The organism is Vibrio ponticus, assembly GCF_009938225.1.
Taxonomy (GTDB): Bacteria; Pseudomonadota; Gammaproteobacteria; order Enterobacterales; family Vibrionaceae; genus Vibrio; species Vibrio ponticus.
Genome location: NZ_AP019658.1, coordinates 63,175 through 76,912, shown reverse-complemented (window position 1 = coordinate 76,912; position 13,738 = coordinate 63,175). Strand labels below are relative to the sequence as shown.

The 13,738-nt window shown below is 43.3% G+C and carries 11 protein-coding genes; 1 reads left to right on the top strand and 10 read right to left on the bottom strand.

The genetic code is table 11. The features are described from left to right. Positions 1–471: 471 nt before the first annotated feature. The 10 genes from GZN30_RS14940 to GZN30_RS14895 all read right to left on the bottom strand — a co-directional run bounded on the left by GZN30_RS14940 (position 472) and on the right by GZN30_RS14895 (position 11,506). The gene (locus tag GZN30_RS14940) at positions 472–1,428 is read right to left on the bottom strand and encodes a hypothetical protein (protein ID WP_075650196.1); all 957 of its coding nucleotides are present in this window, start codon (positions 1,426–1,428) and stop codon (positions 472–474) included. A gap of 57 nt (positions 1,429–1,485) precedes the next feature. Continuing rightward, on the bottom strand, positions 1,486–2,475 hold the full coding sequence (locus GZN30_RS14935; protein ID WP_161987080.1) for a hypothetical protein: 990 nt from the start codon (positions 2,473–2,475) through the stop codon (positions 1,486–1,488). Between the two features lie 15 nt (positions 2,476–2,490). Next, positions 2,491–3,459: a hypothetical protein gene (locus GZN30_RS14930; protein ID WP_075650192.1), complete on the bottom strand. Its 969-nt coding sequence runs from the start codon at positions 3,457–3,459 to the stop codon at positions 2,491–2,493. Further along, positions 3,459–6,449 (bottom strand): toxin VasX, encoded by a 2,991-nt coding sequence (locus GZN30_RS14925; protein WP_075650190.1) that lies wholly within the window; start codon positions 6,447–6,449, stop codon positions 3,459–3,461. The genes GZN30_RS14930 and GZN30_RS14925 overlap by 1 nt, the downstream gene beginning before the upstream one ends. Continuing rightward, a complete protein-coding gene (locus GZN30_RS14920; protein ID WP_075650188.1) occupies positions 6,439–7,272 on the bottom strand; it encodes a DUF4123 domain-containing protein in 834 nt (277 codons plus the stop codon). The genes GZN30_RS14925 and GZN30_RS14920 overlap by 11 nt, the downstream gene beginning before the upstream one ends. Continuing rightward, entirely contained in the window at positions 7,269–9,392 is a 2,124-nt protein-coding gene (locus GZN30_RS14915) for a type VI secretion system Vgr family protein (protein ID WP_161987078.1), read from the bottom strand. The genes GZN30_RS14920 and GZN30_RS14915 overlap by 4 nt, the downstream gene beginning before the upstream one ends. Further along, the gene (locus GZN30_RS14910) at positions 9,385–9,522 is read right to left on the bottom strand and encodes a hypothetical protein (RefSeq protein WP_161987076.1); all 138 of its coding nucleotides are present in this window, start codon (positions 9,520–9,522) and stop codon (positions 9,385–9,387) included. The genes GZN30_RS14915 and GZN30_RS14910 overlap by 8 nt, the downstream gene beginning before the upstream one ends. A gap of 25 nt (positions 9,523–9,547) precedes the next feature. Beyond that, complete coding sequence (locus tag GZN30_RS14905) at positions 9,548–10,066, bottom strand: Hcp family type VI secretion system effector (RefSeq protein ID WP_075649535.1); 519 nt, start codon at positions 10,064–10,066, stop codon at positions 9,548–9,550. A 220-nt stretch (positions 10,067–10,286) separates the two neighbouring features. Then, positions 10,287–10,904 (bottom strand): LysE family translocator, encoded by a 618-nt coding sequence (locus GZN30_RS14900; protein ID WP_075647626.1) that lies wholly within the window; start codon positions 10,902–10,904, stop codon positions 10,287–10,289. Positions 10,905–11,080: 176 nt separating this feature from the next. Beyond that, positions 11,081–11,506 (bottom strand): hypothetical protein, encoded by a 426-nt coding sequence (locus GZN30_RS14895; protein WP_075647627.1) that lies wholly within the window; start codon positions 11,504–11,506, stop codon positions 11,081–11,083. Between the two features lie 353 nt (positions 11,507–11,859). Here GZN30_RS14895 and GZN30_RS14890 point away from each other — a divergent pair, with 353 nt between their 5' ends. Further along, positions 11,860–13,680 (top strand): PhoX family protein, encoded by a 1,821-nt coding sequence (locus GZN30_RS14890; RefSeq protein ID WP_083627116.1) that lies wholly within the window; start codon positions 11,860–11,862, stop codon positions 13,678–13,680. Positions 13,681–13,738 lie beyond the last annotated feature (58 nt).

Here is a 13,738-nt window from a genome sequence, read left to right as displayed (position 1 = left end):
ATCAGGATAATATCTCGACACTTAGATAAAGTAAACTCTAGGGTTTACTAAATAAAAAACAGTGCTCGATTATACAGTAATCGGTAGTTGTAGGGTAAGTGATGGGTGGTATTTTATCGGGAACATAAAGAGTAATGGCTGGCATACTCTCATCGCACCCCATATCAATCAGTTAAATTTATCCTTAGCAACAAGGTATTTCCTTGGTCTATAGATGTTGTTCATCATGACGTATCGCGGTAGCCGTAACCTCAATCAGAGCATCTCCGTCAAGCACAGCACCTAGGCAGAATACCGCGCTTGCGATCCAAAGCGGCAAGCCATCAATTTATTTCGGTACCAGGTGTAAACGATCTGCCGCTCTCGATCAAAATGGAAGTCTGCCAATCGGCGCATTAATATTCCTGTCTCTAAACGTATTTATCCATCACTACCCGCGTTACTAAAACTATTTTAATGATCATCATTTTACTAATTGACCACTTTGAGGTTTTCATAGAGGTCAGGCAGGATATGTTCACGTTGTAATATTTGCTCTAAACGCTCTTCAAAAGGCTCTGGTCTTTTATCAATAAAAAAGTACGTTTTAGGCTGAGGACGATGAAAACTCTCTCCAGTGATTAACGCGCTCTTACCATTCGCCATGAAATTAAAAATCTGTGCAAAAAAGTAGTCATTATCCAGCTCAGAGTTTAAGTGTGGTTTACCTGTTGGGTGTAACGTTATCGGCAATGCCTCGTAACCACCCTTATGTTTTTTACTCTCACTATACAAGTACAGCATTAACCCTGTTTTTCGTTCTAAATAACCAAGGTTTTCAAACCGACAGCCAGCCAAGCGACCAAATAGCCATGTGTAAACAATACCGCGCTTGCGATCAAAATAGATCTCAGCAGGTCTTGGTGACTTAACCAAGAAAACACTAAAATAAATAGTTAGTACGCCTATGATAGTTGAGATAATTAGTTCAACTATCAGATTCTCACGCTGAGTTTCGGTGCCATACTCAAATACCGCGTTGCTGTAACTCAGCAGTGAATAGTCTCCCTCACTATTAAACATAAGTTTGTAATAGTTATACCAGTGTTCATGAAAATCGTTAAACTCTACCCCTTTCTGCTCTTTTTCTCGATAGTCAATCAGCGTTTCTTTTCCGGTTGCAACAGAAGCTGAGTTAGGACCCAAACCGCCAATAAAGGTAAAAGATAACATCCATAAGCCAATCACCAATGGCAACAGAAAAGAAAAACGTAAGCCATGACTTGCCTCACGCACTGTCAGCACATCATCCGTGACAGACATAAAAGGCTCTAATGGATCAACGTCTGGCTCTATCGGCTCTCGCTTTGCAAACTCATCACGCCATTTAATTAAACGTTGAGGGTATTGGTATTTAACCAAAAAACCATGGCTGTTTTTCCGTTTCACTCGCCTTCCTTGTGAGTAATGTTATATCGACTATTTCTTAATGATGCTTAACGTAAGTCACAATTCCTTGGGTGGAAATATGCTGAAACTGCGGTCAGCCTTTGCTTGTCGCTCAATGTTTTTCTCGTAGATATCAACAAGAGCATGTTCATGTTTAAGTACTTCCGCTAAACGTCGCTCAAAGTTGTCTGGCTTTGGATCTTCGCGGAAAAAGAAATACTGCTTGGTTTGATATTCATCGCCTATCAGAATAGCGTCCTTACCTTGCTCCATAAACTTAACAATAGTGGCAAGAAAGTAGGTGTTATCATCTTCAGTATTAAAGTGAGTCTTATCGGTAGGAAGTAAATGTCGTCCCATGTGTTGGTGTACACCTTCATGGGGATGCTCACCATACATAAATAGTGTTAAACCACCTGGCTCTTCAATTATACCTAGATTTTCAAAGCGACAAGCCATCACTTTATTTCGATACCAGGTGTAAACGATCTGCCGCTCTCGATCAAAGTGGAAGTCGGCCAATCGGCGCATAAAGAAAAACTGAAAAGTTGACCAAGATACAATTGACAGAGTAATAATTAAAAATAACGCTTTTATTATTATCGAAGTATAACCACCCTCGCGATCTAGTCTGTAATTAACATACTCGTCAAAACTTAATTTTCCATCCTCACCAACTCTATTATATATAGCAAGAGACACTTCATCTTTAGTCACATTGAAGTAGTCATCTCCATATCTTTTTTTTAGAAGCGTAATCGAATGATTGTAACTATCTTCAATACTCGAAACCTTGGTTGGATATAACAAGTCTGCGCTCATAAACAAAACGTACCAAGATAGAACCATAATGATAAAAAACTTTCCAAAACGTTCGGTTTGCGAGACACCCTTAGCTGTCATTACCTTAGCATTCACTGACATCAATGGCGGCAAAGGCTGTTCCAATGGGGTCACCTCACTGTTATTGCGTAGCGGTTCCCACCATAAAGATAACGGTCTTGCATATACCGCCTTAAAAGCACTTCTTCTTGGGTTGCGTTGCATTAATTGTTTATTCCATTAAAAAAACTTCTTATCTGATTCAGCTTGCTTCAATTCGTTATCGGCATAGACATCGACTAATTTATGCTCACGCTTTAACACCTCTTCTAGTCGCTGATCAAAGTCTTCTGGCTGCTTATCCTCCATCAAACTAAAGCTCTTCGGGCGATGAAACTCGTTACCTGTGATAATCGCACTTTTACCCTCTGCCATAAATTTGAGCACAGCAGCAAGAAAATAGTTATTATCTTCTTCTGTACAAAAGTAGCCTTTATCTGTCGGTTGCATATAGCGGAATATATGTTGATATTGACCACGTTTCGGATATTCACCATACATAAACATAATCAAGCCAAGTTTGTTCTCGATAATACCCAAGTTTTCGAACCTACATCCCATCACTTTATTATGATGCCAGGTGTAAACAATCTGCCTTTCTCGGTCAAAAAAGAAATCCGCTTGTCGGCGAAAGAAAATCATCAGGTAAGTACAATAAGCGGCACAAGATAAACAAACTAAGAAGAACAAAATTTTAAGACCAAGATATAAATATCCGCCTTCTTGATACACTCGATATTTTAAGTATTCTTCAAAGCTCATTTTGCCATCACCACCAACTCTATTGTAAAGTCTAGCAATAGACTCATCTTCCGTAATTAAAAAATAGTCCTCTCCGAATTTTTTTTTGCTTGAGTCGATGAATCTATTAGATATTTTCTCAATTGATTCAATTTTTTCAGGATAGACAACATCAACACTTATATAAAATACAAACCAAGAGAGCAACATTAATGGGAGTAAGTAAATCATGCGAGCAGTCTGACTAGCACCTTTTGCTGTCATGATCGTATCTGTGACTGACATTATCGGAGACAGTGGTTCATCTTGCGGGTCGATCTTTACGCTTCTTCGTAAATCATCCCACCAAATGGATAAAGGGCGAGCATATATCAGCTTCCATGGCGCTCTTTCTTTATGACGACGCATTAATATATCTCCATAAATTGATCGTTTAGCATTCCGATTACTGGATCTTTTAATTCACCGCTACGATTTAACCATCGTAATGGCACCACGATATCTGGTGTCGGCTTATAGACCCAGATTAATTTGATATCTTCATTAAACTCCATTTTAATATCAAGACTTAACGTGCTTTCATTAAAATCATAGTTTGATGGTTCTAATAGTGCTTGTTTTATAGATTCTTTAAACTTTTTGGTGAGTTCATCATTATAAGACGAATAGAAACGTCCCATCTCATCTAAGCCGGAGCGAGTATACAAGCCAGCATGCATCTCTGAAACACCTGGGCGAAATTGAGGCAGCTTAAATTGAAAACGGCAAGTGCGTTCTTTACCGCCCATATTACCAAACCAAAAGCGTGTAGAACTCTCCTTATAATCCAAATCCAACGTTAATTGAGGCATGGCTAATAGATTCATAAACTCTTGTAGCTCTACTTGATAGGCACGAGAAACTGTTTGTGGTTCATTACTTGCTGTGTAAAGCCTGTCTTTTATAGCTAAATTATCAAGCCCAACAGCATTCCAAAAAGGATACCTCTTGCTTTTCCCCCAAAAACAATAAAACAATAAATTCTCCAGCGGGTTTTTCTCAAAGGCATACACTAAACTTACCCCACCAACAATCAATGCCAATGCAAAACAAGCGACGCCAACAGGTAGACCTACACCTGTTGCTACCGCGCCACCACCTGATACTACCAATGCTTTTACTGCACCAACAAACAGCAATGAGGAACCCATACCAATAGCGGCGTGTCCGATACCAAGCTCTGTTTGTCCATCATTAAAACTATGCCAAGCATTGTAGAAAGAAGTGGCTGCTGTGGCGAAGTTTGCTATCGCTATCAAGCTACCCACAGCCCTTCCAGCCAAAAGGCGAGCCGTATGTTCAGCACCGCTTTTTAATCCCGGAAGTAAACGCACAGCCACTCGAGCTGGCAGTACCTTTACTACACCTTGTCCAGCAACCATTGCCCCCCTAGCAACTGACAATGTATCAACGGTAAGCGCCGAAATGGCAGATGTCATGGCCAAAGCATCGTATCGTCGCCCAGCATGTTTGAGCGGATCGCGTTGATCATAATCCGTTTGCAAAGCTATAGCTGTAATACTGGAAATGTTGAAAAAAGCTGATAATCCAGCAAAACCACTATCAAACAGTATCCCTATGTTTCCGGTTACGGCTTCATTAGTTACAAAAGAAAAATGCTCGCCAGATAAGCGGGTTACCTTAACTTTTGCTAACTCCCACTGTATATTTAATCTTCCTTGTCTGTGCTGCTCTCCCCAATCAAATATATCTTGGCCTACTTTCATTTTACTTTCCGCATTTTCAAGGATGTGATCACTAGCTATAGTGCCTAACCCTTTTCCCCAAGCAATTTGCTTATCGAGTGCTTGTGCAAAAGTACGCGTCAATTCATCGGCAGAAAGTTTGACTTTTTCACCGTCAATTTCGAGACCAAAAACACTCAGCATACTCGGGATCAATTTATCAACCGTATATTGTGCTGCTGATGCTTTAATTTGATTAACTGCTTTCCATGCATTTTGTTGGCCATATAGATGGATTGCTCGCATTTCTCCCCATTTAGATCCTACCCAATTATACATTGCGTCCAACGCAACTTTAGTGGCTTTATCCCAGTTAAATTCAGACTGTGGAATAGTCACTAAAGTAAATAATCCATTCACTACAAGCTCATAAGTATTTACTACATTCTTACTTACTAATTCCTCAGAGTGTGCTTTGTTAATCAAATCTGTTAGTAAAATACTTCCTTCAGAAGAACTCATTAAACCATCAAAAATCAAACAACTAAGTAAAGCGAGTTTTTGAATTTCACGTTCGCATAAGGGGTTATCACTTGGGTCTAAATCAATAAAATTGTGGATAAAGGCTGTAAGTGTACCGACTTCGTTTACAGTTCTGTCACTCTGAGAAAAATAACTATACAGTTCGAGAATCTGTACTCTTCGAGAGAAAAATAATGCTCGCTCGTCCCGCATAGCGGACCAATATTTATCGTGACTGACAGTATCAATATTATCCGTTGCAATTTTCTTAATTTCAGGGTCTTTATGAATCAAAAATCCATTCACCATCTCGCCTATGGTATAAGGATAAATATTCATTGCAGCATGATCGTTTTCCCATATAGTTAACTTGGCGTGTACTTGAGACAGTTCCATCTGCCTGCCGACAGGATCAAACAGAGCAACAAGCCTTGCCCTATCTTGATTGCAGTACTCTTGTTTCAAATGCTCCGCCAATAATTCAGAATCTTGCTGATAGCTCGGCTGAGTAGTCAAAACATCAAGGCTAAACTCCTCTAGTTCATCACCATCACCTGAAATACGAGTGAGCATTCGCTCCTTAAAATCCCGATAATCCTCAACCAAGCCTTTTAGATTTTCCTCTGTCGCCTTGACCGAATGACTTGTTTGCTCTGCGGAAAGATCAATTAATTGCATTGATTGCTCGCGTACATCTTTTTTCTGATGCATACGATCAATCAAATTAGGCGAAAGTTCATGCTCGGTGTAGACAATTGAGATTTGCGATGTATCAGCCGAAACAAACGCAAATGGCAGATCTTTGCGAACCGAAGTATCTAAAACTAAACCACCTTGCGCGTTCTTTTTATTCTTATACAAGTACTTTTCAAAACACTCTGTGACCGCATCACCATTTTGTTTCTGGGTGTATTTGAAGATATGTAGCAGCTCGTTGCTGTCTTCCTCGCGTATATATACCCACCCTTCACGAAGCAAACGAATCGCATAGCCTTTGGTTTGCTTTACATCCCTATTGTTCATCATTACTGATAGTTCAGGCGGATTAGCTGCTGGCACTAGGTCATCGAAGATATTGATGTAACCATATCGTACTGGATAGATAGGAATAATAGGTTTACAGGCAGGTGCGGAGGAAAAATTAGCTGACATGGTTATTTTCCTTGAATCTGTTTTCGATTAGATCAATTTTCTGTTGGTCAGTTAAATTGACGGCTAATGCAATATCTTGGGGAATAAGTTGCAACGTGGACTCGTCTGCCAAGACCAGCGAGAAGTAACGTTGAATCTGAGACTTATCTGTTACGGCTAGTTGCTGGCAATTGGAATAAGCCAGCCTCAAATTTTGCCACTGAGTCGCGGAAATAGTTTGGCTCTCTAGGCTCTGCTCGATAAACCGATCAAGCCACTGTCGATTGAGCTGCTCTGCTTGAGAAGCGGTTAACACCCATTGTTGAGTATCTACTGAACTGAGAGCTTCCTCAGTATCAAGTTCATTCTCAACGGTCCTCCACTCCTGTTCTTCAGCTTTAACTTGATTAAGCCAACTAACGCTGGAAAGGATGCCCATCCAATTTTGTGTCTCACGTCGTTCCGCCAAGAAAAAATAACTGGCGATCTCCGGTTGATAGTAATGAAAAATTCCTTTTCGGTTGCTATCAAACGTGACTTTCATGCGATTTCTTAGATGGTCGAGCACGTCATCTTTACTGTATTTATCAGGCGCAGAAAACAGTAATAAATGTGTCTGAGGTAATTCTGCGATTAGAGCATCGTGCTGCTTCAATTCAATCAGGTAAGGGCTATGCTCCAACATCCCTTTGAGCACGGTTCTGCCATACAATGGCCAAACATTATGTCCATCAATCGCTTTATACAACTCTTGAGGCATATCAGAATAAAACGCTAGCAGTGCGTAGTGGCGTTGTTTGTCATTTCGGGGCTCATAGCTTTGCGAATAAGGCTGTTGGTTCATGATTGCCCTTCCCTACACGGACAATCACTCAAAGGACACGAGCCATCTGCTTTCTTCTGGCATAGCTGAGTTATTGCGGTGCTGTTGGATAAATCCGCTAAGACTTGCTGGTGCAATGGCATACTTTGCTCAGTCGGAATGATATTGAGATCTGAAAATACAGATTCAACTTCCGGCGACTCCACCCCTAATGGATTCTCTGCCATCTTCCCACCAAACCCACTGCCGCTGCCTGCGCTGCCGCCGGAGTTGAGGTTGATGGTCGCGCCCGAAATCGTCACACCTGATGCATCGATTTTTACAAAGTTACCGCCCACTTTGAATGTTTGCTCGCTACCCGCTTCAATCACTATTTTGGCGCCACTTTGCAGGTGCACCTCGGTGCCCGCATCAACGGCATGTAAATTTGAGACCTTCTGGTGCAAGCTGCCATCAACCACGAGAGACTTGTCTTTGTTGATCTTGGTTCGGCTTTCACCCGTCACCACTAAATGCTGGTTGTTGTCCACCTGAGTAAAACGATCGTTCTCTACAATAAGATGCTGGTCATGCTTAATGTGGGTACTGTGGTCATTGAGAATGTCTGCGGCAAAATCTTTTTGCGCGTGTAAATAGACTTTCTCAGTACCGGCTTGGTCTTCAAAGCTCAGTTCATTAAAGCCTTCACCTTGGTGGGTTTCACTGCGCAGTACCGTTTTGGTTTTGTGCTCAGGTAAAGCATAAGGCGGCGTATTGGTGGCGTGATAGGTTCGCCCAGTAATGATCGGCTGATCAGGGTCGCCATGTAAGAACTCAACAATCACTTCATGTCCAATACGTGGCACCGCCATAAAGCCATATTGCGCGCCAGCCCAACCTTGCGAGACGCGCACCCAACATGAACTTTGCTCATTACCGGCGGAGTAGCGATCCCAAGGAAAATGCAGTTTGACTCGCCCATGCTCGTCACAATAAATCTCTTCACCTTCAGGACCGACAACAATCGCTATCATTGGGCCATCCACTTGTGGTTTCGGTTGTGGCTCTGCCCGCCATGGTTTATCGGCGGGGATCACTTTGAATTGATTGCTGTAGGTGGTTGCGCCGCTGCCGCCCTCTTCTTCCAGCGCTTGTGGTTGCGTACCTTGGTGGCTCACTTCCACCACGAGCCAATCTCGGTTCGCTGTGAGCTCTAAGTTCTCAATCAAATCAAACTTCACCCCTGCGTGTAGAGCTGGATGATTACTCTTACCGTGTGCGGTATGGGATTCGCGCCTTAAATACTCTAATCGATATTGGCTAAAGGCTTTACCGCTACCGTCGTCTTTATAGCGCCCTGGAAAGTCGTAATGTTCATATTGGCTATGTTGAAAACTTAAATCACTACCCATGTTCGTTTGGGTAAAGCCATAACCGGGCTTTTTAAAGCTGTAATCTTTTAGCTCTAAATGGCTAGGCTCGGTTTGATGGGCAATCGCAAAGTGTGAGATATATGGCTCATTCATCACGCCACTTGCCATGCTGTTGTGTGTCACAGGCTGGGCGTATTTAGCAATCAATGCGCTGTCATCGACAAAAATTACCGAGTGTTTCGTGTCAGTTTGCTCAATGTAGTAACTGATCCCTTCTTCTGCCGCGAGTCTCTGTACAAACTCTAAATCGGTCTCACGGTATTGCACGCAAAACTCGCGCGAAGTCGGTGTTCCGGTAAGGGCAAAGCTGAAGTCTTCTATCCCCATCTCTTGCAATAAAATAGAGATGATCTCTGGTACAGTTTTGAGTTGGAAGATACGGCTATTCTGGCGTAAAGAGAGGCGCTCAAGGGCGGGCACTAACACTAGGGAATACAAGGTGTGGTGATGACCAATCTCGCCCTGAGCAAACTGGCGCACAATACCATGAACATACTGCACGGGTTCGCCATCGATACTCATCATCAGGTGGGCGGGTTTATCCACTACGTCCTGCGCCGCAATACTAGACTGCCGACTCGCAAGCTCGATTTTATAGCGAAAACCAAAATAGGGTTCGCCACCCTCCCATGATGATTGTGATAAACACTCTTTACCTTGGTAACCCGAAACCACAAAGGTCTCTTCAGGTAATCCTTTCACAGTCAGAGTAAACGTTAGCTTAGCCATCCATTGCGCCTTCTTTGCCGTCATATACCCAAGTAACCTCATGATGCGAGATAGTCTCTTTTAAAGTCACTTGGGTATACATGCAGAAACCAGCGCCAGAGTTTCCTCTGCCACTGGTTACACTGAACATCAAATCGTGATTATTCAGACGAGGATTACGCCTCGATAGGACGACGCCAGTCATCCGAACCTGATGTACCTGCGTTTACGTGATCCCACGTAATCTTACGGTAAGCAAGTGATACCACGAGGTTTTGCGTGAAGTCCGCCTTTGCTGGGTCTTGACAGTGTGGCATTTCACACTGAATGTCGACGATAGACGCATTTTCTAGGCGGGTGGTAAAGAAGTTCTCTTGTTTACCTTCGAGTGACGTGCGGTACCATTTAAGCTCAACGTTGCTTAGCTTCTCACCCGATGCCAGTGCGTTGTAAAGTAGTGGTACAGCTTTGTTGAGAGAAACCGTAAATTTGAACGGCTTATGCACGCGTTGACCAGAAGGTTGACCCGATTGTGGATCAGTAGGCACTGTCACTACGTGATCAAATTGCTGTACTAGCATCTCATCTTCGTGACCTTCAACGTAGCTATCACCAATCGAGTCAGCAGTACATGCGCCTGCAGTAATAAGTCCCTGAGTTTGACCTTCTAGTGAGATATAACATGGAGTTGGCATGGCTTTATCCTTAAATTTAAATGTGAATAACTCAATGCCAATAAATCAAAAGATATGCCAGCCATGGCATTTATAATATTCAATCACTTATATTGATAGTATTCATTGCCTGGGCAAGATCTTGCTCAACTCGGGCAAAATCTTGCTCGGCTGAGCAAAAAGTTGCCCGAGATTTAGGCAATAAACTGTATCAACAACTCAGCCTAAAACATTCAAAACCCTAATTTCTAGTCGCCAACATCACTCCGCATGTTGCCAATACCCCCGCTGAACAGCGGTTCAACCACTTACGGGCCAATCTATTAGTGAACATATAACGAGACTTCGCTGATAAAAACGCATAGGTCGCCAACACACCACCGACAGACAGTGTCGAAATCATCAGAATCATGAAGACATCACCCGCATGAATACTCGTCACGTCAACGAAGACTGGAAAGAACCCCATATAAAACAAAATCGCTTTCGGGTTTGCCAACGCAATCAGCAATCCACTCAGCAAACTTGAAGCCTGACGATACTCAGAGCTTTGAGGTAAATCTAACTTGCCTTCAATGCTGGTATTCCAAGTTTGATACGCCAACCAAAAAAGGTAACTTACCCCAAGATATTTTATCCATGATGCAAACTCCCCCATCGCAACTGAGGCAGCAGATAGACCAGATAAAGCGAGGAAGATAAACAGATAGTCGCCGAACAAAATACCTAACACGGTAAACATACCTTGTCTAAAACCTTGGCTAATCGAGCGCGATACCACAGCCAGTACACTAGGACCGGGGATCAAAGCTGAAAGAGCCATGGCAAGAAACAGTGCAAGCGCAGAAGTGGTGGTCATCGTGATTGACTCCTAGTAATCCATTATTTATGTGCTTCATCATGACACACCGTATGACAATTATTTAAACAAGAACATGAATCAGCTCGAATCTTGACCAAGAATACTCAATAAAAAAGCCCGCAGGTTTTCACCCACGGGCTCGGATATCGATTGTGATTAAACTTAGGCCTGAATTACATCACACACTCTTGAGCAGCTTTAGCTTTCTCAATGCCTTTTTCGATCACTGATTGAGTATCTTCACTGCCAATAGCAGCCAGTACTTTATTCAACAATTTTTCAGCCGTCGATTCTGAAGTCGCATCAACCAGACAGCTATATGTGTTAGCAATCTTGTCTTGAACTTCCGTTAGGATCTCTGGATTTGAAAAATCAGCATTCATTGCTTCTTCAATTGACGCGGCAAACTCTTTTGCTGACTCTGTCGCTTCGCCAAACTGATCTAAATTCAGTTTGCTCGGGTCAAACGAATCCATTTTCTCTTGAAGGCTATCCACTGCACTGTTTGCCGCTTCTTGCGCTTGATCAATCGCTTTAGTTGCGTCGTCACAACCTGAAAGTGCTGCAACAAGTGCCAATGCAGCTACGTATTTTTTCATTGTTAACCCTCAAAGTTAATCTCAATTTTACTTCGCGCATAATAAGGCAACCGCGTACTGGGTGAAATAAAAATATCATTAAGCACAGTAAATCAACGTTGTTACCCAAGAATCAGAAATCAAAAAGGCGAACTGGTTAGATTCAGATTTCATTGATTTTTGTTGTAACATTATTGTTAACAAAACATAACCTCAACGTCATATCCGCCTAGCATCATACTGAGCTGACAACAAAAGCCATTTAAGTAGATGGAAAAAACTAAAAGGAAGCCACTGTGACGTATTCAAAGCTAAACCCTGATCAACGACCGCTCGACCAAGAACCAGAATTCAATAAGTTTGTCGATGCAGCCATGTCTCGCCGCCGCTTTTTACAGCTATCTGGAGCCGCCAGCACTGTGGGCTTTTTCGCTGCCAGTCCAATTAGCCAAGCCATCGCCAAAACAACCTCAAGCCAACCTAACTTGCTTAACTTTGAACCAATCCCAATCTCTACCGCTGATACTGTTGTCGTACCTGATGGTTATAAAGCAGATGTACTGATCTCATGGGGTGACGCGGTGCTAAAAGGCGCGCCTGAATTTGCGCAAAGCAACAACGCAAAAGCACAAGAGATGCAATTTGGTGACAACAACGATGGCATGAGCTTTTTCCCAATCTCCGACCAGCGCGCCGTACTTGTGGTCAACAATGAGTACACCAACAATGAGTACCTTTACTCTCATCAAGGTAAGCAAATCTCCGCCGATGATGCACGCAAAGCGCAAGCTGCGCATGGCGTTTCAATCATTGAGCTCAAGAGAGTCGATGGGAAATGGCTGGTGAATGTAGACGGTCGCCTCAATCGCCGCGTGACAGCCTACACTGAAATGGAATTGACAGGTGTTGCTGCCGGTCACAAGCATCTGCAGACCAAAGCCGATCCATCAGGTAAACAAGTGCTTGGCACCTTTAACAACTGCGCCAATGGGCAAACCCCTTGGGGTACCTACCTCACCTGCGAAGAAAACTTCAATGGTTACTTTGCCAACACCGCTGGCACCAAATTAGGGGATACTTACGCACGTTATGGCTTAAATAATCAAGATCGCGGCTACGACTGGTATAGACATCAAGCGCGCTTCGATATGGCAAAAGAGCCAAATGAACCACATCGCCATGGCTGGGTGGTAGAAATCGACCCGATGAATCCAAACTCAAAACCTAAAAAACGCACCGCGTTAGGACGTTTCAAGCATGAAAATGCTGCCCTCACTATCAATGACGACGGGCATGTTGTCGTTTATCTAGGCGATGATGAACGTGGTGAGCACCTGTACAAATTTGTCTCGAAGAACAAGTATCGCCCAGGGGCGGATTCAAACCGAGACTTACTTGAAGAAGGCACACTATACGTGGCGAAATTCACCGGCGCTGAGGGTGAGTTAACAGGTCAGGGGGAGTGGCTAGAACTGACTTGGGGTAAAAATGGTTTAACACCAGAGAATGGCTTTGCTGACCAGGCATCGATACTGATCTTTGCTCGCCTCGCCGCGACACAAGTAGGCGCAACAACGATGGACAGACCGGAATGGGTCGCCGTTCATCCAGACAACCAATCGGTTTTTTGCACCCTAACCAATAATAAACATCGCGGCGCGAAAGAATCTCAGCCACTCAACGCGGCTAACCCTCGCGAGAAAAACCCATATGGTCATATTATTCGCTGGCGTCCTGCTCAAGGCAACCACAACGCTGACACATTCGAGTGGGATATCTACGTCCTAGCGGGCAACCCTGAAGTTCACCCGAACAGCTTAATGGCAGGTAGCGACAACATTAATAAAGACAATATGTTCAACAGCCCTGATGGCATCGGCTTTGATAAAGCAGGTCGTTTATGGATTCAAACTGATGGTAAATATTCTAATCAAGGCAACTTTGCCGGAATGGGTAATAACCAGATGCTTTGCAGCGATCCAAATACGGGAGAAATCCGTCGCTTTCTCACCGGTCCGATTGCATGTGAAATCACCGGCTTAACCTTCTCTCCAGATTACAAAACCATGTTTGTTGGCGTGCAGCACCCCGGTGAAGATCTTGCACCTTCGCACTTTCCACAAGGCGGGAATGCGATTCCACGTTCATCGGTAATTATGATCACCCGTGATGATGGCGGCGTGATTGGCGCGTAACCTTATACTCATGCACAAGCCCAACTTATACTGAGTTGGGCTTTGTATTATGTCATTC